Origin of the sequence: Citrobacter sp. C348 (genome assembly GCF_047467975.1) — a bacterium.
In the GTDB taxonomy this organism is placed as follows: Bacteria; Pseudomonadota; Gammaproteobacteria; order Enterobacterales; family Enterobacteriaceae; genus Citrobacter; species Citrobacter gillenii.
This window is the reverse complement of the sequence record NZ_JASJUJ010000002.1, coordinates 143,954-166,228: the sequence shown is the minus strand read 5'-3', so window position 1 is coordinate 166,228 and position 22,275 is coordinate 143,954. Positions and strand designations below refer to the sequence as shown.

The following is a 22,275-nucleotide window of genomic DNA, read 5'->3' as shown; positions in this document are numbered from 1 at the left end:
GATGCTGAATAAAAAAGCCGGATCAGCATATAAGCTATCCGGCTTTTATAATTCATGCCGGATGGCGACGCGAGCATCATCATCCGGTCTAGGCCTTACGCGTTTTTCAGCACTTCGCTAACAATCTCAACCGCTTCTTTCTCAATCTGCTGGCGATGCTCAGCGCCGAGGAAGCTTTCACAGTAAATCTTGTAGGCGTCCTCGGTGCCGGACGGGCGTGCGGCAAACCAGCCGTTGTCGGTCATCACCTTCAGACCGCCAATGGAGGCACCGTTACCTGGTGCAGCGGTCAGACGTGCAGTGATCGGGTCACCGGCAAGCGTACTGGCGCTAACCATTTCCGGAGACAGTTTAGACAGCGCTGCTTTCTGCGCAGACGTCGCGGGAGCCTGTAAACGGTTGTAGCTTGGCGCACCAAAGCGCGCGGCCAGTTCATTATAGTGTTCCTGCGGATTTTTACCGGTAACCGCGGTAATTTCCGCCGCCAGCAGGCACATGATGATCCCGTCTTTGTCCGTCGACCATGGCGTACCGTCGAAACGCAGGAATGACGCGCCCGCGCTCTCTTCACCGCCAAAGCCAAAGCTGCCGTCAAACAGACCGTCAACGAACCATTTAAAGCCAACCGGCACTTCCACCAGCTTGCGACCCAGGTCATTCACCACGCGGTCAATCATCGCGGAGGACACCAGCGTTTTACCGACAGCAACCTCTTTGCCCCACTGCGGACGATGCTGGAACAGATAGTTGATTGCCACCGCCAGATAATGGTTAGGGTTCATCAACCCTGCCGGAGTAACAATGCCGTGACGGTCGTAGTCCGGATCGTTGGCAAACGCCAGATCGAACTTATCACGCAGCGCCAACAGACCCGCCATGGCACACTCAGAGGAGCAGTCCATACGGATGGCGCCATCTTTGTCGAGATGCATAAAGCGGAAGGTCTGATCAACCTGATCGTTAACGATGGTCAGATTCAGTTTGTAGTGCTCAGCAATACGCTTCCAGTATTCGATACCGGAGCCACCCAGCGGATCAACACCCAGCGTCAGGCCCGCTTTCTGGATCGCGGCCATATCGACGATGTCTGCCAATCCTTCAACGAACGGTTGCACCAGATCCTGTTCTTTCACGTGACCCGACGCCAGCGCCGCATCCAGTGAAATACGTTTCACGCCGTTAAGGCCATCGGCCAGTAGTGCATTGGCCCTGTCTTCCACCACTTTAGTGACGTTAGTATCTGCCGGACCACCGTTTGGCGGGTTGTATTTAATCCCGCCATCTTCCGGCGGGTTATGGGACGGTGTGATCACAATACCGTCAGCCAACGGGCCGCCTTTTTTGTTGTGGACCAGGATAGCGTTAGACACGGCGGGCGTTGGCGTATAGCCGTTATTTTCCTGCACGATGACATCAACACCGTTTGCCGCCAGCACTTCCAGTACAGAGATAAATGCCGGTTCAGACAGCGCGTGAGTGTCCTTGCCCACATAACAAGGGCCAGTAATTCCGTTTTTCGCACGTTCTTCAGCAATCGCTTGAGCGATAGCCAGAATATGCGGTTCGTTAAAACTGTGACGACCTGCACTGCCGCGATGCCCGGACGTACCGAACTTAACGGCGTGCTCTGCATTCCCTGCTTCTGGTTTCAGTACATAGTACTGTGCCGTCAGTTGGGCGACGTTAATCAAATCACTCTGTTGTGCAGGTTGACCTGCACGATTGTGGATTGCCATTGCCTGGTCCTTCTAATGCAAGGATTAAATTGTTCCGCAAACCTTTTCAATCAATTCCGCAGGGAATTGCATTGACTGCATGATGTGTTCAACCATGCTGCATTTACGGCCGGTATTCGTGTTGGTGATCACCCAATACGGCGTGCCTGGCACGTGTTTCGGCTTGGTTTGATTACCATTTTTCAGCAGCGTCTGTTCATCCGCTGCAAAATAGACGCGCGTGCGACCATGCAACGATTCTGTTGCCTCGGCAAACGCGTGTTGATCCAGTGAATAGAGTGTAGACAGCACCAGCATAAAGCGATTCACTGCTTTTTTCTGTTCCGCATATTCATCGGAAAGCAGCAGTTCACGCATGGCGCGCACTTTGTCTTTTACAGGGTTAACCGGCTTGGCTTCCACGACAGGTTGCACGGCGCGGACGTCTTTCACCACCGGCGTGGCAGGCTGTGATGCAGCGGAAAACTTCAACATACGCCGTAAAATGTCGGATGCGCTCTCGCCGATATGCTTGGTATGGCTGGCAATATAGCTATAGAGTTCATCATCAACTTCAATCGTTTTCATCTTAATCCAGTGCGGTGTTTAGCTGAATACAAGTTGTTGGGACTGTACACGCGTAGTGTAAAGGCAAATCCCAACAGCGGATAGCGTCAAGCCCGATGGCCGGAAAAACTCGGAGTAACCGTAGTTGTTGCAGCCGTGTGGCAGAATGGTCAACATGATACCCTAACCCGCTAGCGTGAAAAAAAGAACTTTGCCATGAAATTGAATATCCGAGCGCAATCTGCACAAAACCTGCACAATAATTCTCCCATCGTCCTGGTGCACGGGCTGTTTGGCAGCCTGGACAATCTGGGCATACTGGCCCGCTCTCTGGTTGTCGATCACAATATCATCCAGGTTGATATGCGAAATCATGGCCTCTCACCCCGTTCTGGGGAGATGAACTACCCGGCGATGGCGCAAGATCTGCTGGATACGTTGGATGCCCAAGAGATAGAAAAAGCCACCTTTATTGGCCATTCAATGGGGGGCAAAGCCGTGATGGCGCTAACCGCCCTGGCACCGGAACGTATTGATAAGCTGGTGGCTATCGATATTGCCCCGGTTGATTACCAAGTCCGCCGTCACGATGAGATATTTGCGGCGATTAATGCGGTGACGGATGCAGAAGCCGCGTCGCGCCAGCAGGCGGCTAGCGTGATGCGCCAACATCTTAAAGAAGAAGGCGTGATCCAGTTTCTGCTGAAATCATTTATAGACGGTGAATGGCGCTTTAACGTCCCGGTATTGTGGGATCAGTATCCGCATATTGTCGGCTGGGAAACCATTCCGGCCTGGGATCACCCGGCGCTGTTCATCCCTGGGGGGAACTCACCGTACGTTACTGAAGCGTATCGAGCCCCATTGCTGGCGCAATTTCCCCAGGCACGGGCACATGTTATTGCCGGCGCGGGCCATTGGGTGCATGCAGAAAAACCCGAAGCCGTGCTGCGCGCCATCCGTCGTTATCTGACAGAACAGGCTAACTGATTAAAAACTCAGCGTCCGCGCGCGATTACGTGCGTGGGCGTTGGCGCGCCTCCCCTGCTGATGTATGATGGCGCGCTATCCATCCGGGCAGACGCCTGGCTGATTGTTTCCCCGAAGTCACCAAGATCATGGCCAAAGAACAAACGGACCGTACGACATTAGATCTGTTCGCGCAGGAGCGTCGCCCGGGACGACCCAAAACCAATCCGCTTTCGCGTGATGAACAGTTACGTATTAACAAACGTAATCAGCTTAAACGCGACAAAGTTCGTGGGCTTAAGCGTGTCGAACTGAAACTGAACGCCGACGCCGTTGACGCGCTGAATGAGCTGGCTGATGCGCGTAATATGAGCCGCAGCGAACTCATTGAAGAGATGCTGATGATCCAACTCGCCACATTGCGTGGTCAGGCATAGTCTGAAATTCTGCTCTATACCCTAAATAATTCGAGTTGCATCAAGGCGGCGACGCAGCGAATCTCCAGGAGTGTACATAAGTACGTGACTGGGGTGAGCGAGGAAAGCCAACGCACATGCAGCTTGAAGTATGACGGGTATAAATCATAAATCGTGTAGCACAGAGTGCAGTCCAGCGTGTTTGCTGTTTCCGCATGCCTGACTGTTCTGCTATGATTGCCCTTATCCGTGGGCAATGCGCCACCACCATTTCAATAAGTTTCAAGAGGTTATTTTACTCATGGCAATCACTGGCATCTTTTTCGGCAGCGACACCGGTAATACCGAAAACATCGCAAAAATGATTCAAAAACAGCTTGGTAAAGACGTTGCCGATGTACATGACATTGCAAAAAGCAGCAAAGAAGACCTGGAAGGGTATGACATTCTGCTGCTCGGCATCCCGACCTGGTACTACGGCGAAGCGCAGTGTGACTGGGACGACTTCTTCCCGACCCTCGAAGACATTGATTTTAACGGTAAACTGGTTGCTTTGTTTGGCTGTGGCGATCAGGAAGATTACGCAGAATATTTCTGCGATGCGTTAGGCACGATTCGCGACATCATCGAACCGCGCGGCGCAACCATCGTCGGTCACTGGCCAACGGCGGGTTACCACTTTGAAGCATCCAAAGGTTTGGCTGACGACGACCACTTTGTCGGCCTGGCTATCGATGAAGATCGCCAGCCTGAACTGACCGCAGAACGCGTTGAAAAATGGGTTAAGCAGATTTCAGCAGAACTGCATCTCGACGAAATCATTAACGCCTAATTTCGTGCGGCGCAGATCTTCATCTGTGCCGCATCAATAGATAAAACCAATCAAAATAATTGCTACAAATTTGTAACTTTCTCGCCTGACCCTGTACAATGGCTGGATGCCAATCGGGTATTGCACAGTGTGTTTGTTGGCGATACCACGTTTTGATTAACAATATTTGCCAGAGGCTTGCAGTTTTCATTTAGGCGTGGCAGTTCTATAATGATACGCATTATCTCAAGTGCATTTTCTGTCACTTCTTTTAATGAAGTGAACCGTTTAGCTACAGGACAGATTCCGCATGACTGACAACAATACCGCATTAAAGAAGGCTGGCCTGAAAGTAACGCTTCCTCGTTTAAAAATTCTGGAAGTTCTTCAGGGACCGGATAACCATCACGTCAGTGCGGAAGACTTATACAAACGCCTGATCGACATGGGTGAAGAAATTGGTTTAGCGACCGTGTATCGCGTGTTGAACCAGTTTGATGATGCCGGTATCGTGACCCGCCATAACTTCGAAGGTGGCAAATCCGTCTTCGAACTGACCCAGCAACATCACCACGATCACCTGATCTGCCTCGACTGTGGCAAAGTGGTCGAATTCAGCGATGACTCTATCGAAGCGCGCCAGCGTGAGATTGCCACTAAGCACGGTATTCGCTTAACCAACCACAGTTTGTATCTTTACGGTCACTGCGCTGAAGGCGATTGCCGCGAAGATGAACATGCACACGACGGTGTCGCAAAATAATCGTTAAATTACGTCAGTCCCCTGCTCCACATTGAGTCGGGGATTAACGTATCAGTAAAAATTAAGTACGAAATAGTCACAATTCCCCCCCGCTGACCGCCGAAAATCCGCAAAATGTGTTAACCTCCCCCCGCAGTTCGAGCAAATAAAACGCGCAGAAAACAGGGTGATCCAGCGTTCTAAAATGCGCCATGATGACCCGCAACATACTATTTTTAATACTTTTTATATGTACTGGATGTCAGAACCAGCATGGAACAGTCAAGAGGCTCGCGGTGTTAAAAGAAGAGATCTTTGCATTTTTAGCAGAAGAGACCCGTCATTTTTCTTTTGACTCACTGGACGACTTTCATACCGCCCAGACGATGGCAGAACATTTCAATGTGAAGCGTAATACCATCAGCCACTATCTGAACCAGCTCATTGACGACAATCGGGTCATAAAACTAAACACTCGCCCCGTCTATTTTCTGCACAAAGCCGTCTTCGAAGAACATTTCTTTCGCGTCAACCAGTCTGTATTCTCAGGCGTTGCGGAGTTAAAAAATCAGCAATATCAACAAAAAGACTCGTTTGCCGGATTGATCGGCTCGCAAGGCAGTTTAGTCCCCGTTATTGAAAAACTGAATACCGCCATCTGTTATCCACCACACGGTCTGTCGGTCATGCTGTATGGCCCGACGGGCAGCGGTAAGAGTATGCTGGCACAGTTATCCTGGCAGCGAGCGGTAGAGAAGAAAATTCTGCCCGCTAGCGCGCCATTTATTGCATTCAATTGTGCGCAATATGCCAACAATCCTGAATTACTTTCGAGTCACCTCTTTGGCTATATCAAAGGCGCATTTACGGGGGCGGATAAAACCAGAGAAGGACTTCTGCAAAAAGCCGATGGAGGGGTGCTATTTCTCGATGAGATCCACCGCTTAAATCCTGAGAGTCAGGAAAAATTATTCACCTTCATGGATACCGGGCGTTTTCGTCGCATGGGTGAAAGCGAAAAAGAAATCAGCGCTCAGGTCAGATTAATTTTTGCCACAACGGTCTCCCCCAAAGAGTATTTTCTGGAGACGTTCATTCGCCGTATTCCACTGAATATTGCCATTCCTTCGCTGGAAGATCGCGGTGAAGCAGAAAAAACACGGTTTATTTATGCCTTTTTCCTGCATGAGTCAAAATTACTCAACCGCAATATCACGCTGTCCCCGCAAGTACTGAATGTCTTAAAACAGCATGTCTATAGCGGGAACATTGGTGAATTAAAAAATACCATTACCTGTCTGAGCGCCGCGCGGTTTGCAAAATCGCAGGCAGACCAGAACCTCTCTTTGCACTTAGACGATCTGCCAGAGAGTTTTATGGCGCATCGCGCGCAGCTAAAACATTCCGTCTCCGGAACCGCCGTAGTATTTACACCCACAATGACGCTGCAGCAGCTGGTACTTCCTGCGGTGCCGTTGAATCATTTTATCAATGATTTCTGGCATAAGATCTGCGATCTTTTTCAGCAAAACAGTGAGAATATACTGCTACCGCAGGTATCTCGTGAAATCGATACTTTGTTTGATAAGATAATATTCAATCCAACGGCAAAACACGATCATCCAGCTATTTATTCACATCTCAACACCATCCAGGACATTGTTCAACAGATAGAAAGTAAACATTCTGTTCAATTTAACGGGAACCGACTGTACGGTTTAGCCTGGTACTTATTTACCAAAAATAAGCAGGGTAAGGACGGCATCCTGGCGCAGAAAAAAACGCTAAAAAATTTGCATCAGTATATTTGCCATCACCTGGTAGAAGAGCACCTGATTGCCGGAATGTTATCGACGCAGATCGCACAGCAATTTGATCTCACCTTTACGCTGGCAGATGAGATTTTCTTCACGCTGTATTTGAAAAGTATGAAGATGGTCGCCGTTTCGCCGCGAACCAAAGCCGTGATTCTGGCACATGGCTACGCAACGGCCAGCAGTATCGCCAATGTCGTGAACCGCATGTTGGGTGAAACCCTTTTTGCCTCCTTTGATATGCCTATCGACACGGCTATCAAAGATATCGCCAGCAATATACTGCAGTACATTAATGATAATGACATGTCCAATGGGCTGGTCATTCTGGTAGATATGGGATCATTAACGGATATTTACTCTGAGTTCAATAAAAGCATCCATTTCCCGGTCGCCATTATTAATAATGTCTCCACGGCAATGGCGCTACACGTCGGTGAGTTATTATTAGATAATGCCCCGCTGGAAAGCATTGTTGAGAACGTCACCTCTTACCAAAAGAATGACAGTAAAATCATCTATTCAGAGCAGGTCAAACGTCCAGTAATCATTACCAGCTGCTATACCGGTATGGGTACGGCGCAGCGAATACAGACATTGCTGGAAGATAGCATTCCGAAAGAAGCAGGGGTGGATGTTATCGCCTATGACCACCAGCTACTGCTGTCAGAGTCCTCTCGCCAGTCACTATCTCAGTTCTATGACATTATTGCTGTTGTCGGAACAGCGAACCCTAATATCCCCTTTATTCCCTATATTTCATTAGATGACCTGATCAGCGGCCGGGGCGACGTGCGCCTGGAGACGGTTTTTCAGGGAATTGCTGATGCCGACATGATTCAGACCATCAACGACAGGTTAGTACATAACTTTTCGCTCAAGCGGGTCATCGCTCAGTTGACGATTCTGGATACCGGAAAAATCCTTGAGCACCTTGATATCTGTATCAGTACTCTCGAAAGATTACTCAAAAAACGCTTAGCCAATGAGACTAAGATTAACCTGTATGTCCATGTCAGCTGCATGCTGGAACGTTTGATTCGCCAGATCCCTCTTGAGAACTACCCGGCACAGCAGACGCTTAGTCAGAGTGATAAAGAAACGCTGTGCATGATCCAGGATGCCTTTAGTGTCATAGAAGATACCTATAGTGTCACCATTCCGTTCAGCGAAATCGGCTATATCTACGATATCGTAAAATCAAATTAATCCTTTAAAATCATACTAATAGATTAATGCCCCCCTCTCATCTCCTTACCGCTTTGACATTAGCTGGCATGATTCCTGCTATCTCAATTCAGTCTCATCATTTATGGCGACGCCTGTAGTGTCGTCACTCATTGTGGAGCAGGAAGCGGTATGCGCAAGTTTTTGTTCGCCAGTCATGGCAGATTTGCTGATGGAATCAGGGATTCACTGGAAATGGTTGTGGGTAAAAATGAAGATATTTCCACGCTGTGTGCCTACACCGAGGATGTGCCTGATATCAAACTCAGCGTACAAAAATTCATGAGCACATTGGGCAGCCAAGATGAAGCCATTGTGATCACCGATATCTCTAAGGGAAGCGTGACTAACGAGTTTATTACTCACCTTGACGATCCACGCCTGCATTTAATCACCGGGCTCAATTTACCGTTACTGATTGCATTGATTCTGGAAAACCCCGATACCGACGACACCCAGGCGCTGATTAGAACCGCCGTTCTGGAGTCCAAAGAAACCATCCAGTACTGCAATGATGTGTTATTCAACAGCCCCCCTAAATCAGATGATTTTTAATGTCAGGAGCGAACATGAAAAATAAAGTTGAAGCGTTATTCGGTGACAATAAATTCATTCTTGCCATGCTACATTTGAAAGGCGAAAACGACCATGAGGTCCTCGAAAATGCAAAAAAAGAGATCGCTATCTATCAACAGAATGGTGCAGATGCGGTAATTGTTGAAAACTATTTTGGCACCCCGGAACAGGTTGAAAGCGTACTGCATTATCTCGACAGCACTCAACCCGGTATTATCTACGGTGTAAACCTGTTAGACGACGATAAAAAAGGGTTCGAGCTTGCCAAAAAATATCACGCCAGCTTTATTCAGTTAGATTCTGTAGCCGGACATTTGACGCCAGAAGAAGACCTGACCTTTGCCCAATTTATCGCAGATAACCGTCGCGATGCGTCTTTTGCCGTCTTCGGTGGTGTGCGTTTCAAATACCAGCCCTACAATTCCGGGCGTAGTCTGCAGGAAGACCTGACGCTGGGAATGCAACGTTGTGACGCTATTGTCGTCACCGGTGATGCCACCGGACAGGAAACAGATGAAGTTAAAATCCGCGAATTCAGGGCCATCATTGGTGACTTTCCATTAATTATTGGTGCCGGGATCACCCTCGACAATTGTCAGCATCAGTTGACCATGGGTTCAGGTGCAGTGGTAGGAAGTTATTTCAAAGATACCTATAAAGACACCGGCGATGTCTGTGCCGAGCACGTTTCACAGCTAATGCAAAAGGTTAAACAAAATGATTAAATTATTACGTGTAGACCATCGCTTATTACATGGCCAGGTAGCTTTTGCCTGGACTGCGGCGCTGCAGGCCGATTGCATTCTCATTGCCAATGACGACATCATTAATGATGAACTAAAAATGACGGCCATGCGTCTGGCGCGTCCAAATAACGTTAAGCTGGTCATTAAAAATATCCCAGACTCGATCAAAGCCTTACAAAGCGGCGCGACAGAAAAATATAACCTCTTTATTGTTGTTGCATCGATTAATGATGCACACGCGTTGGCAATGGAATACGAAAAAATTGTCAGTATCAATCTGGGTGGGATTAAATCTGCACCGGGCACGCGTCAAATATCAAAAGCCATATTTATTACCGACCACGACGTTACACAATTAAAAGAACTGGATAACAAAGGTGTCGAACTTGAAATCAGGCAAGTACCGAACGATACCCGACTGAAAGCTATCGCCTTACTGGGATGAGGTAGTGGATATGAGCTTACTAATGCAATCCTTTTTATTGGGTGGTTTATCCTGTGTCGGTTACCTGGACTCCATCTTCGGTACCGCCATGCTCCGACGTCCGATAGTAATGGGGCCGTTGGTGGGGCTAATTATGGGCGATCTCACCAATGGCATCATTATTGGTTCTGCCATTGAACTTGTGCTGTTAGGCGCATTCCAGATTGGCGCATCTAACCCCCCTGATGTGACGTCTGGCGGTATTTTAGGCACTGCCTTTGCCATTGCCTCTGGGCAAAACGTGGCCACTGCCGTAGCTCTTGCGGTACCTATTGCTACGTTGGTATTGGTATTACAAAACGCCGTGTATATCTTTGTCTTGCCGATATTTTGCCGTCGCGCAGACAAACATGCGTTAAATGCCAATATCAGCGGCGTGGTCCGCATGCATATTTACTCTACCCTCGCCTGTTCCGTGCCGTTTGCGATTCTGGTTGGTTTTGCTTTTTATGTTGGGACGCCGGTGGTTAATGCCATTCTCGAATCGATCCCCAAAGATATTATGACGGGAATGACTATCGCCACGGGCATCTTACCGGCGCTCGGTTTTGCCATGCTGGCGAGAATGATCATCAACAAAAAAGTATTCCCCTATTTCTTCTTTGGTTTTCTACTGGCGGCCTATTTAAAACTACCGCTGGTCGGGATCGCCCTGTTTGGCCTGTTCCTCGCAATCGTACTCGTTAATAACGAAGCAAAAAAACAAGAGGTCATCGATGACAACGAATTCTGATGTCAAAATTACCAAACGCGATCTCTGGAGCGTCTATTTCCGCTCATTGACCATGGAATCATCGTGGAACTATGAGCGTATGATGCATATGGGTTATACCTTTTCGATGGTGCCCATTATCCGTAAAACGTGTAAGACCGACCAGGAAATCTCCGACGCGCTGGTCCGGCATTTGGAGTTTTTTAATACCACGCCTCATCTGTCGACGCTGCCGCTGGGGATCACGTCAGCCATGGAAGAGCGCCGCATGCTCGACGATGACTTCGACGCCAGCTCAATCAACGCCGTGAAGGCATCACTGATGGGTCCATTAGCGGGTATTGGTGATTCATTCTTCTGGGGAACGCTGCGTATTATCGCCGCCGGGTTGGGGATTTCATTAGCATCATCCGGCAATATTCTGGGACCGCTACTGTTCCTGCTGGTATTTAACATTCCCCACTACTTTATCCGCTACTTCTGTTTGATGGGCGGTTACCGACTGGGTGCTGATTTCTTCAAAAAAATGGAGGAGTCGGGAATGATGCAGAAAATCACCTACGGAGCGGCAATATTGGGGCTGATGGTCATAGGAGGAATGACCGCCACCATGGTCTCATTGAACGTTCCCTTTGTGATTGGTGAAGGTGCTTATGCCGTGCCGTTACAAAAGATTTTAAACGATATTATGCCGTGTCTGTTACCGATGGGGGCATTTGGCGTAATGTATTATCTGTTAGGGAAGAACATCCAAATTTCCCGCATTCTTATTGGCATCGTTGTTGTATCAATACTGGGTGCCTATTTGAATATTCTGGGTTAACAAAAACAGCAACGGGCGGAGACTATCCGCCCGTTTTTTACCTGTCATTTTACTGCGCTGTGTTCTTGCTGCGGATTTCCTGCCAAACCTTGTCGCAATCGGCCGAAACGGCCTGATCGTTGCCCGTACGCGTCGCCTGGATACACTGCTGATAATCCAGTACGCGAACACTTTCTTCATTGGCAAACTGCTGGTGCTGCTTTTCTTTCTTCAGCACGTTTAACACGCTTTGGCAGGCCTCGATTTTCTCTGGCGATCCCTGTGCGGTGTTGATGCAGGCGCTGTAGGCTTCTTTCAAACGGCTGTCTTCTTTTGGCGCCGGAGATTGTGCACAGGCCACCAGCCCAGATGCCATGACGGCGATGAGTATCAGTTTTTTCATAGAACAGTCCTCAACGTTGCGGCAGGCACCTGGCCTGCCGCGGTTGGCATTAGAAGATGGTGAATGGTGCAATCACGATGAACTTCACGTCGCGCTCATCCTGGAAGATGTTGCCGTAACCACCGCCCCAGCTCGGGATGTTTGAATGGTTGTCGTATTCGGTGAAGTGCAGTTTAAACATGGTGCCTTTCGCGCGACCATCCTGCAGGGTGTAGACCGCATCCAGGCTGTAAGACGACTCTTCGATGGTACGGTTTTTGTCGTAGTACGCATCCGGGTTAGTTTGCCAGGTCGATGGTTTCGCGTCCCACGCGTAAACATAGGAGGCACCCACAGCCCAGCCAGGCAGGTTCCAGTTTTTCAGGTCATACATTGCGCCAAAGAAGACCGCCTTTTCGCCGTTGGCGTTGAAGTCAGAACGGTTATCCCACCACACGTCCAGACGACCGTTTGAAGAGGCATAGGTTGGCGTCATACGCTGCAGGAAATAGCCCTGCTGTCCGTCCGCTTTCACCCAGGTACCTTCCAGACGCAAATCAACCACTTCTGCCACTTTGTAGCCAAAGGTCAGCGCCTGCAGCCAGGCGGTACCGTCATAAATGTTGTTAACGGTACGGTCATCAACCTTATCTCGCGCGCCGTAGAACTGATAACTGGTGGTGAACGGATTTCCGCCTAAATCAAATTTGTAACTGGCTTTCGCGAAGTATTGATCGACATAGCCTTCGGACTGACCAAATGCTGCTTCCAGCAACAGGTTGTTTTTGAAGTCATATTTCGCACCGACCGAATGAAGGTAATCCACCTTGGTCTTTTTATCAGCCTGATAGAATTTATCGACTTCGGTGTGCCACGGTGCTTTATATTCGTTAGCCCACATGTAGGAGAAGCTCAGCGCACCGGCATCACCATAGTCAAAGTTGGCCCCGGCTTCAGCGCCCTGATAGGTACCCGGCATAAAGCTCCAGTGCGGAGCCAGCAACGTCTGCCCGGTGGGTTGAATATAACCGGCGCGCGCCCAGGTTGGGCCGTATTTAAATTTAGCTGCTGCTTTATAAAGGCTAATCCCGCTCTTATCGCCGGAGTAATCTTCGTCATAGCCTTTATTTTTTTTCGAGAATGCAATTTCGTTTGGATGTCCGCTGTCACCGTTTTCCGCCATTTCTATCGCGGTAAAGGCTGCCACATCAAGACCGAACATATCGGCTACGTAGCCGGACTGGAAATCAAGGTTGGCGTTCCAGGTAGCGTGAGAAAGGTTGGTTTTGTATTTGTCACCGTCAGTGACATCTTTACGGTCACGTTCACGCTGCCAGTAATAGATGCCGCCGGTCAGGGTGGAATCATCAAAAAAACCTTCAGCCTGAGCCTGGGGAACGACAACTAAACCTGACATTGCTGTGATACCGGCGATAGCCAGCGCCAGCGTACTACGTTTGCCACTAAACGTACGCATATGTTAATCCTCTTTGACATAAAAATGCTGCCGACAAAAACGGACAGCGAAAAAACAAAAAGTAAAAAAAGTAAAAAGTAGCGCTGAGAAAACCTCATTGACTACAATGAATAGACTATTTTTCGCGACGCGAATTATCAATCTATTTTTGTAACCAGTATGTAAGAACATGAGCAACCGCACATATTTGATTGCTTTCTGTTACATTTTCATATGCAGATATAAAAACGTTGAAAAATGAAAAAATGCTTGTTTTCCATATGGATGAAAACGGTTACAGTCCGAATCATCCTCGGACATAAGGTTTTGATGGGTAATTAATTAATTCTCAGGATACGACGGAATAATAATTAATTCGCTCTGCAAACAGAGTCAGTAATGCAGGATGTCGAGATAAAAAAAACGCCGCAGAGCGCGGCGTTTGACAGGGGGTGTTGCAGCTTACTCGCCCGCTTTCGCCCACGTATCACGCAGACCCACGGTACGGTTAAACACCAGCTTATCCGCCGTTGCATAGCGGCTATCGAGGCAGAAGTACCCTTCACGTTCAAACTGGAAGGCTTTACCCGCAACGGCAGCCTGCAGCGATGGCTCGCCATAGCCCTGTTTGATAACCAGTGAATCCGGGTTAATAACGGACAGGAAGTCATCCGCCGCCCCTGGGTTCGGCACGCTGAACAGACGATCGTACATACGGATTTCAATTGGCAGTGCATGTGCCGCACTGACCCAATGAATAACGCCTTTGACTTTACGCCCATCGGCCGGATCTTTGCTCAGCGTGTCAGCGTCATAGGTGCAGAAAATAGTGGTGATAATGCCTTCTGCGTCTTTCTCAACACGCTCGGCTTTAACAACATACGCATTGCGCAGACGCACTTCTTTGCCCATCACCAGACGCTTGTACTGCTTGTTGGCTTCTTCGCGGAAATCGGCCCTGTCGATCCAAATTTCACCGCTGAACGGCACTTCGCGGCTGCCCATTTCCGGTTTATTCGGATGGTTCGGCATAGTAACCAGTTCGCTTTCACCCTGCGGGTAGTTTTCGATAACCAGTTTCACCGGATCGATAACGGCCATGGCACGCGGTGCGTTTTCGTTGAGATCTTCACGAATACAGGATTCCAGAGAGGCAATCTCAATGGTGTTATCCTGTTTGGTCACGCCAATGCGTTTACAGAATTCACGGATAGCGGCGGCAGTATAGCCACGACGACGCAGGCCAGAGATGGTCGGCATACGCGGGTCGTCCCAGCCTTCAACGTGCTTGTCGGTGACCAGCAGGTTTAGCTTACGCTTGGACATCACGGTATATTCCAGGTTCAGGCGCGAGAATTCGTACTGGCGCGGGTGAACCGGAATGGTGATGTTGTCCAGTACCCAATCGTACAGACGACGGTTGTCCTGGAACTCCAGCGTACACAGTGAATGCGTAATACCTTCCAGCGCATCGCTGATGCAGTGGGTAAAGTCGTACATCGGGTAGATGCACCACTTGTTGCCGGTCTGATGGTGTTCAGCGAACTTAATACGGTACAGCACCGGATCGCGCATGACGATAAACGGCGAGGCCATATCGATCTTCGCACGCAGGCAGGCTTTCCCTTCTTCAAAACCACCGGTACGCATTTTTTCGAACAGCGCGAGGTTTTCTTCAACGCTACGATCGCGGTATGGGCTGTTTTTGCCAGGCTGAGTCAGGGTGCCACGGTATTCGCGGATCTCGTCAGCTGACAGTTCGTCGACGTACGCCAGACCTTTGTTGATAAGCTCTACCGCATAGGTATGCAGCTGGTCGAAGTAATCCGACGAGTAGCGAATATCGCCAGTCCAGTGGAAACCTAACCATTCAACGTCATTTTTGATGGATTCAACGTACTCGATGTCTTCTTTGACCGGGTTCGTATCATCAAAACGCAGGTTGCACTGGCCCTGGTAATCTTGCGCAATACCAAAGTTCAGACAGATGGATTTCGCGTGGCCAATATGCAGATAGCCATTTGGCTCCGGCGGAAAACGGGTATGGATAGTGGTGTGCTTACCACTGGCCAGATCTTCATCGATGATCTGACGAATAAAGTTACTCGGGCGGGCTTCAGCCTCACTCATCGTGGATTCCTCAAAGCGTAAACAACGTATAACGGCGTATGATCTTATAAGCAGGACTGACTGACAACCTTTAGTTACGCAAAATACGTATCAGACAGTCATTATGCGGGCATTTGCTGCAAAAAAAAGCGGCGGAGATTGCTCCCCGCCGCTGGTGACGCATTTCATGTTGCCGGATGGTAGCGCTTACGCCTTCTCCGGCCTACGCGCCATTACTTACTTTTAATCTCGTACAGTGGCGTTTGACCGGCAACCACATGGCCTTCGGCTTTAATCACCAGGCCACCGAAATCATCGCTGTTGCTGCAAACTACCGGGCTAATCATCGAACGTGCATTGGCGTTCAGGTACTCCAGATCCATTTCCAGGATTGGCTGACCTGCTTTGACTTCTGCACCTTCTTCCACCAGACGCGTAAAGCCTTTACCTTCCAGCGCCACGGTATCGATACCCATGTGGACCACGATTTCCGCGCCTTTCAGCGTTTCCAGGCAGAACGCATGGTTGGTATTGAAGATTTTCACAATGGTACCCGCTGCCGGAGAAACCACGATTTTATCCGTTGGTTTCACCGCCACACCGTCGCCGACCGCTTTGCTGGCGAAGGCTTCATCAGGCACCTGCTCCAGCGCAACCACGTCACCGGTAATCGGAGAAACCAGCTCTTCAACGGTGACAGCATTCGCCACAGCCTGCGGTTTTGCAACCGGGGCTGCTGCAGGCGCGCTGTCAGCAGACGCTGCGGCAACTGGACCACGTGCGACAACTTTCTTCATTTCGTCGCCGATGGATTCTGCTTTCGCACCCACGATGACCTGGATAGTTTGCTTGTTCAGCTTAACCACACCAGACGCCCCCAGGCGTTTACACATTGCATCGTTTACTTTCGCGGAATCGACAACAGTCAGACGCAGACGCGTGATGCAAGCGTCAATGGCTTTCAGGTTATCGGTACCGCCAACCGCTGCAATGTAGCTGGTAGCCAGTTGAGCCAGACCTTCTTCGGTGTTGCTGTTTGCTTCGTCAGTAACAATTTCATCGTCTTTATCTTCGCGGCCCGGCGTTTTCAGGTTAAACATACGAATAACCGCGCTGAACAACACAAAGTAGATGACGAAGAACACCAGACCCATCGCAACCAGCATCCAGACGTTCTTACTTGCAGCCGGCAGGTTGTACATCAACACGTAGTCGATAGCGCCTGCGGAGAAGGAGAAGCCTGCGTGGATCCCCAGCAATGTCGCTACGAACAGGCTGATACCCGTTAACAGTGCGTGCAGGAGATACAGTAATGGTGCCAGGAACATGAACAGGAATTCCAGCGGCTCGGTCACACCGGTCAGGAACGCGGTGATTGCCACGGACAGCAGCATACCGCCAACCATCGGACGACGCGCTTTCGGAGCGGCGAAGTACATCGCCAGCGCCGCACCCGGCAGACCAAACATCATGATCGGGAAGAAGCCGGACATGAACATACCTGCAGTGCCGTCACCCGCGTAGAAGCGGTTGATGTCACCGTGGAAGACCGCACCTGCCGCGTTGGTGAATTCACCAATCTGGAACCAGGCAATGGTGTTCAGAACCTGATGCAGACCGGTTGGGATCAGCAGACGGTTGATGAAACCAAAAATACCAGAACCCAGCGCGCCAGCACCTACGATCCACTCACCACCCGCATGGATGGCGTTCTGCACCGGCGGCCACACGTAGCCGAAGATAGCCGCCAACACCAGACAGAAGAAGCCAGTGGCAATCGGCACGAAGCGTTTACCGCCGAAGAAGCTCAGGAAGTCAGGCAGTTTGATGCCAGACCAGCGGTTATACACCGCACCACCGACCAGACCGGTAATGATACCTGCCAGCACACCCATGTTGATCGCCGGGTTAATGGTAACCATTGCTTTGGTCAATATGAAATAACCAACTGCACCTGCCAATGCTGCCGCACCCGCACTGTCTTTAGACCAGCTGGATGCCACACCGATGGCAAATATTAACGCGAGGTTATCAAAGATAGCCCCACCTGCTTGCGCGATGAAGGCGACGTTAAGCAAATCTGGTTGTCCAAATCGCAGCAACAGTGCCGCGACAGGCAGCACAGCGATGGGGAGCTGTAATGCCCTACCCAGTCGCTGGAAAAAACCTAAAATATTCATTTTATTCCCCCTACGAGACCCCGATTAGGCTCCTTTGAAGCCATATTTTTATTGTGCGACCAATTCTGACAGCAAGATATTCTGGAACAGCGATATTAACCATTCATCTACATTCAGAGTGTGTGGAAAATTAATTCGTATCGCAAATTAAAAGCATGTTTTTTGTGATTACAGTCACCAAATATCGTTATTAACCTTCCCTTATACTGGCTAACTACGAAAACTTATTTTATCATTAAAAAAATCGAAACGGATTGATCCTGACCGATGCAAAACTAGGTTACGCTTAATACTACACAGCGACTCAATCCGCCAACTGCTTACATTGACTACTGAGGTGAAGAATGAGACTGATCCCCCTGAATACCGCTGAACAAGTCGGCAAATGGGCTGCTCGCCATATCGTTAACCGTATCAACGCGTTCAAACCAACGGCAGATCGTCCGTTCGTTCTGGGCCTGCCGACTGGCGGCACCCCACTGACAGCCTATAAAGCATTAGTCGAAATGCACAAAGCGGGCCAGGTTAGCTTCAAACATGTTGTCACATTTAATATGGACGAGTATGTTGGCCTGCCGAAAGAGCATCCAGAAAGCTACCACAGCTTCATGCATCGTAACTTCTTTGATCATGTTGATATTCCGGCAGAAAACATCAACCTCCTCAATGGTAATGCGCCAGATATCGACGCAGAATGCCGTCAGTATGAAGAAAAAATCCGTTCTTACGGTAAAATCCACCTGTTTATGGGGGGCGTAGGCAACGACGGGCATATCGCCTTTAACGAACCGGCATCTTCTTTAGCCTCTCGTACGCGTATAAAAACGCTGACCCACGACACGCGCGTGGCGAACTCTCGCTTCTTTGACGGTGACGTCAGCCAGGTGCCGAAATATGCACTGACCGTAGGCGTGGGCACGCTGCTTGATGCCGAAGAAGTGATGATTCTGGTGCTGGGCCACCAGAAAGCGCAGGCACTGCAGGCTGCCGTTGAAGGAAACGTCAACCATATGTGGACCATCAGCTGCCTGCAGCTGCATCCAAAAGCCGTTGTGGTTTGCGATGAACCTTCCACAATGGAACTGAAAGTGAAGACGCTGAAATACTTTAACGAGTTAGAAGCCGAAAATATTAAAGGTCTGTAATGCTGTTTACGCCCAGCCGAAAGCGTTGCAGGGCGGCATTTTTTTGAAATCGGGGGTCGGAATGTATGCTTTAACCCAGGGCCGGATCTTTACCGGTCACGAAATTCTTGATGACCATGCGATTGTCGTCGCTGATGGCCTGATAGCCAGCGTTTGCCCACTGGCTGAATTACCGCCGGAGATTGAACAACGCTCATTGAATGGGGCCATTCTTTCCCCCGGTTTTATTGATGTGCAGTTAAACGGCTGCGGCGGCGTACAGTTCAACGATACGGCAGAAGCCGTTACCGTTGAAACACTTGAAATCATGCAGAAAGCCAACGAGAAATCGGGCTGTACTAACTACCTGCCTACGCTTATCACCACCAGCGATGAGCTGATGAAACAAGGCGTTCGCGTGATGCGCGAATATCTGGCAAAACATCCGAATCAGGCATTAGGACTTCACCTTGAAGGCCCATGGCTGAATCTGGTGAAAAAAGGCACCCATAACCCGAGTTTTGTTCGTCAGCCTGACGCTGCGCTGGTCGACTTCCTGTGCGATAATGCGGATGTGATCACCAAAGTCACGCTGGCACCCGAAATGGTCCCTGCCGACGTGATCACCCGACTGGTTAATGCCGGTATTGTCGTTTCAGCGGGTCACTCTAACGCGACGGTAAAAGAAGCCAAAATCGGTTTCCGCGCGGGCATTACCTTTGCAACGCACCTGTTCAACGCCATGCCTTACATTACGGGCCGCGAACCGGGACTGGCTGGCGCCATCCTTGATGAAGCCGATATTTATTGCGGTATCATCGCCGATGGTCTGCATGTCGACTACGTTAACATCCGTAACGCTAAACGCCTGAAAGGTGACAAGCTGTGCCTGGTAACCGACGCGACTGCGCCGGCGGGTGCAAATATTGAACAGTTCATTTTCGCCGGTAAAACAATATACTACCGCAATGGACTGTGTGTGGATGAGAACGGTACCCTGAGTGGCTCGTCATTAACCATGATTGAAGGTGTACGTAATCTGGTTGAACATTGCGGCATTGCGCTGGATGAAGTGCTGCGTATGGCAACGCTCTACCCTGCCCGCGCCATCGGCGTGGAAAAGCAACTCGGCAGTATCGCCCCTGGCAACGTCGCCAACCTGACCGCGTTCACACACGACTTTAAAATTATCAAGACCATCGTTAATGGCAACGAGGTCGTTACAGAGTAAGAGAAAGAATGACACCAGGCGGACAAGCTCAAATAGGTAATGTTGATCTCGTAAAACAGCTTAACAGCGCGGCAGTTTATCGCCTGATTGACCAGCATGGGCCAATCTCGCGAATTCAGATAGCCGAACAGAGCCAGCTTGCTCCCGCCAGCGTAACCAAAATTACGCGCCAGCTTATTGAACGCGGGCTGATCAAAGAAGTGGATCAGCAGGCCTCCACCGGGGGCCGCCGCGCTATCTCTATCGTCACTGAAACACGCAATTTCCACGCCATTGGCGTGCGTCTGGGTCGTCACGACACTACGCTAACGCTGTATGATATGAGCAGCAAAGTCGTTGCTGAAGAGCACTACCCTCTACCTGAGCGCACCCAGGAAACGCTGGAACATGCGCTACTCAATACCATTGCCACCTTTATTGACAGCTGCCAGCGGAAAATCCGTGAGCTGGTTGCTATTTCCGTTATTCTGCCAGGCCTGGTTGACCCCGAGAGCGGCGTCATTCGCTATATGCCGCATATTCAGGTTGAAAACTGGGGGCTGGTCGAGGCGCTGGAAAAACGGTTCCAGGTGACCTGCTTTGTTGGTCACGATATCCGTAGTCTGGCACTTGCCGAGCACTATTTCGGGGCAAGTCAGGACTGCGAAGACTCCATTCTGGTGCGAGTGCATCGCGGAACCGGTGCCGGGATCATCTCCAATGGCCGCATTTTTATTGGCCGTAACGGCAACGTTGGCGAGATTGGCCATATTCAGGTAGAGCCGTTGGGCGAGCGCTGCCACTGCGGCAACTTTGGTTGTCTGGAAACTATCGCGGCCAACGCGTCCATCGAGCATCGCGTGCAAAACTTACTCAAGCAAGGTTATCCAAGTCGGCTAACGCTGGATGATTGCAGTATCAAATCGATCTGTAAGGCTGCCAACAAAGGCGATAACCTGGCGTCAGAAGTGATTGAGCACGTGGGTCGCCACCTGGGTAAAACCATCGCTATCGCCATTAACCTGTTTAACCCGCAAAAAATCGTTATTGCCGGTGAAATTACTGAGGCAGATAAAGTCCTGCTGCCGGCAATAGAAAGCTGCATTAACGCCCAGGCACTGAAGGCGTTTCGCCACAATTTGCCCGTGGTGCGCTCCACGCTGGACCACCGTTCCGCCATTGGCGCATTTGCGCTGGTAAAACGCGCGATGCTCAACGGTATATTGCTGCAACGTTTGCTGGAAAGCTAATACACGTCATCCTTCAAGCTGCCTCTGTGTCGCTGGGGCAACTCGAATGATTGAGTGTATTTTGTGTATAGTAATGCCTTCTTTTTTTGATGTCGGATTGTCCATGGCCATTAAGAATGTAATTTGTGATATCGACGGCGTGCTGATGCACGACAATGTTGCCGTACCGGGTGCGGCAGAATTTTTGACCGGCGTGCTGGAGAAAGGATTGCCGTTGGTCCTGCTGACTAACTACCCTTCACAGACCGGACAGGATCTGGCGAACCGCTTTGCCACCGCAGGTGTCAATGTTCCTGACAGCGTTTTTTATACCTCCGCCATGGCTACCGCCGATTTCCTGCGTCGCCAGGAAGGAAAAAAAGCCTATGTTGTCGGTGAAGGCGCGCTGATCCATGAATTGTACAAAGCGGGTTTTACCATTACCGACGTTAATCCTGATTTTGTGATCGTCGGTGAGACACGCTCCTACAACTGGGACATGATGCACAAAGCGGCATACTTTGTGGCCAATGGGGCACGTTTTATCGCCACTAATCCGGATACGCACGGCCGCGGTTTTTATCCTGCCTGCGGTGCGCTGTGCGCCGGTATAGAGAAGATCTCGGGCCGTAAACCTTTTTATGTGGGGAAACCCAGCCCGTGGATTATCCGCGCGGCGCTCAACAAAATGCAGGCACACTCGGAAGAGACCGTCATCGTTGGCGACAACCTGCGTACCGATATTCTGGCAGGCTTCCAGGCCGGTCTCGAAACCATCCTGGTGCTGTCTGGCGTCTCCACGCTTGACGATATCGACAGCATGCCGTTCCGACCAAGCTGGATCTACCCGTCCGTTGCCGAGATAGATGTCATTTAAGCAACTCTGTGCCGGATAACCCGACGAACACGTTAACCGGCACATCAAACCACCCTATTTAATAAAATCGCCATTTTTCTGATAATTCATCAATAAATACGCTTATTACATACTCTTTTTTCACTAT

General features: G+C 49.9%; 21 protein-coding genes. 15 read left to right on the top strand and 6 right to left on the bottom strand.

The window, feature by feature from the left end:
• Positions 1–95 precede the first annotated feature (95 nt).
• On the bottom strand, positions 96–1,736 hold the full coding sequence (gene pgm / locus QNN86_RS04740) for a phosphoglucomutase (alpha-D-glucose-1,6-bisphosphate-dependent) (RefSeq protein ID WP_115259072.1): 1,641 nt from the start codon (positions 1,734–1,736) through the stop codon (positions 96–98).
• 24 nt (positions 1,737–1,760) lie between these two features.
• The gene (seqA, locus tag QNN86_RS04735) at positions 1,761–2,303 is read right to left on the bottom strand and encodes a replication initiation negative regulator SeqA (RefSeq protein WP_096757864.1); all 543 of its coding nucleotides are present in this window, start codon (positions 2,301–2,303) and stop codon (positions 1,761–1,763) included.
• Positions 2,304–2,498: 195 nt separating this feature from the next.
• On the opposite strand from seqA, the gene ybfF reads away from it, so the two are divergent.
• The 11 genes from ybfF (at position 2,499) to QNN86_RS04680 (ending at position 11,602) form a co-directional block, all read left to right on the top strand.
• Positions 2,499–3,272 carry an esterase gene (gene ybfF / locus QNN86_RS04730; protein WP_181618909.1) on the top strand — a complete coding sequence of 258 codons (774 nt, stop codon included), beginning with the start codon at positions 2,499–2,501 and terminating at the stop codon, positions 3,270–3,272.
• A 128-nt stretch (positions 3,273–3,400) separates the two neighbouring features.
• On the top strand, positions 3,401–3,688 hold the full coding sequence (gene ybfE / locus QNN86_RS04725; protein WP_096757867.1) for a LexA regulated protein: 288 nt from the start codon (positions 3,401–3,403) through the stop codon (positions 3,686–3,688).
• A 280-nt stretch (positions 3,689–3,968) separates the two neighbouring features.
• Entirely contained in the window at positions 3,969–4,499 is a 531-nt protein-coding gene (gene fldA, locus QNN86_RS04720) for a flavodoxin FldA (RefSeq protein WP_167456047.1), read from the top strand.
• 210 nt (positions 4,500–4,709) lie between these two features.
• Positions 4,710–4,796 (top strand): ryhB-regulated fur leader peptide, encoded by an 87-nt coding sequence (locus QNN86_RS04715; RefSeq protein WP_117342237.1) that lies wholly within the window; start codon positions 4,710–4,712, stop codon positions 4,794–4,796.
• The gene (gene fur / locus QNN86_RS04710) at positions 4,789–5,241 is read left to right on the top strand and encodes a ferric iron uptake transcriptional regulator (protein WP_117342236.1); all 453 of its coding nucleotides are present in this window, start codon (positions 4,789–4,791) and stop codon (positions 5,239–5,241) included. The genes QNN86_RS04715 and fur overlap by 8 nt, the downstream gene beginning before the upstream one ends.
• A gap of 275 nt (positions 5,242–5,516) precedes the next feature.
• Positions 5,517–8,243, top strand: coding sequence for a sigma 54-interacting transcriptional regulator (locus tag QNN86_RS04705; RefSeq protein ID WP_414210700.1), 2,727 nt, complete (start codon positions 5,517–5,519; stop codon positions 8,241–8,243).
• Positions 8,244–8,393: 150 nt separating this feature from the next.
• A complete protein-coding gene (locus tag QNN86_RS04700) occupies positions 8,394–8,816 on the top strand; it encodes a PTS sugar transporter subunit IIA (protein ID WP_137400293.1) in 423 nt (140 codons plus the stop codon).
• Between the two features lie 14 nt (positions 8,817–8,830).
• Positions 8,831–9,562 carry a BtpA/SgcQ family protein gene (locus tag QNN86_RS04695; protein WP_414210699.1) on the top strand — a complete coding sequence of 244 codons (732 nt, stop codon included), beginning with the start codon at positions 8,831–8,833 and terminating at the stop codon, positions 9,560–9,562.
• Positions 9,555–10,028 carry a PTS sugar transporter subunit IIB gene (locus QNN86_RS04690; protein ID WP_414210698.1) on the top strand — a complete coding sequence of 158 codons (474 nt, stop codon included), beginning with the start codon at positions 9,555–9,557 and terminating at the stop codon, positions 10,026–10,028. The genes QNN86_RS04695 and QNN86_RS04690 overlap by 8 nt, the downstream gene beginning before the upstream one ends.
• 10 nt (positions 10,029–10,038) lie before the next feature.
• Positions 10,039–10,800, top strand: coding sequence for a PTS mannose/fructose/sorbose/N-acetylgalactosamine transporter subunit IIC (locus QNN86_RS04685; RefSeq protein ID WP_115259084.1), 762 nt, complete (start codon positions 10,039–10,041; stop codon positions 10,798–10,800).
• Positions 10,784–11,602: a PTS system mannose/fructose/sorbose family transporter subunit IID gene (locus tag QNN86_RS04680; RefSeq protein WP_115259085.1), complete on the top strand. Its 819-nt coding sequence runs from the start codon at positions 10,784–10,786 to the stop codon at positions 11,600–11,602. The genes QNN86_RS04685 and QNN86_RS04680 overlap by 17 nt, the downstream gene beginning before the upstream one ends.
• A gap of 49 nt (positions 11,603–11,651) precedes the next feature.
• On the opposite strand, the gene chiQ is transcribed toward QNN86_RS04680, so the two are convergent.
• The 4 genes from chiQ to nagE all read right to left on the bottom strand — a co-directional run bounded on the left by chiQ (position 11,652) and on the right by nagE (position 17,708).
• Complete coding sequence (gene chiQ, locus QNN86_RS04675) at positions 11,652–11,984, bottom strand: ChiQ/YbfN family lipoprotein (protein WP_096757871.1); 333 nt, start codon at positions 11,982–11,984, stop codon at positions 11,652–11,654.
• Positions 11,985–12,033: 49 nt separating this feature from the next.
• A complete protein-coding gene (gene chiP, locus QNN86_RS04670) occupies positions 12,034–13,440 on the bottom strand; it encodes a chitoporin ChiP (protein WP_182270177.1) in 1,407 nt (468 codons plus the stop codon).
• 441 nt (positions 13,441–13,881) lie between these two features.
• Positions 13,882–15,549, bottom strand: a complete 1,668-nt coding sequence (gene glnS, locus QNN86_RS04665) for a glutamine--tRNA ligase (RefSeq protein ID WP_414210697.1) — start codon at positions 15,547–15,549, stop codon at positions 13,882–13,884.
• Between the two features lie 212 nt (positions 15,550–15,761).
• Positions 15,762–17,708 carry a PTS N-acetyl glucosamine transporter subunit IIABC gene (gene nagE / locus QNN86_RS04660; protein WP_182270179.1) on the bottom strand — a complete coding sequence of 649 codons (1,947 nt, stop codon included), beginning with the start codon at positions 17,706–17,708 and terminating at the stop codon, positions 15,762–15,764.
• Between the two features lie 344 nt (positions 17,709–18,052).
• Between nagE and nagB the strand changes: the two genes are divergently transcribed.
• From nagB to nagD, 4 genes are all read left to right on the top strand, one after another.
• Positions 18,053–18,853 carry a glucosamine-6-phosphate deaminase gene (nagB, locus tag QNN86_RS04655; RefSeq protein ID WP_003022803.1) on the top strand — a complete coding sequence of 267 codons (801 nt, stop codon included), beginning with the start codon at positions 18,053–18,055 and terminating at the stop codon, positions 18,851–18,853.
• Between the two features lie 61 nt (positions 18,854–18,914).
• The gene (gene nagA, locus QNN86_RS04650; protein WP_181618906.1) at positions 18,915–20,063 is read left to right on the top strand and encodes an N-acetylglucosamine-6-phosphate deacetylase; all 1,149 of its coding nucleotides are present in this window, start codon (positions 18,915–18,917) and stop codon (positions 20,061–20,063) included.
• A gap of 8 nt (positions 20,064–20,071) precedes the next feature.
• On the top strand, positions 20,072–21,292 hold the full coding sequence (gene nagC, locus QNN86_RS04645) for a DNA-binding transcriptional regulator NagC (protein WP_181618905.1): 1,221 nt from the start codon (positions 20,072–20,074) through the stop codon (positions 21,290–21,292).
• A 103-nt stretch (positions 21,293–21,395) separates the two neighbouring features.
• A complete protein-coding gene (gene nagD / locus QNN86_RS04640) occupies positions 21,396–22,148 on the top strand; it encodes a ribonucleotide monophosphatase NagD (RefSeq protein ID WP_135322675.1) in 753 nt (250 codons plus the stop codon).
• Positions 22,149–22,275 lie beyond the last annotated feature (127 nt).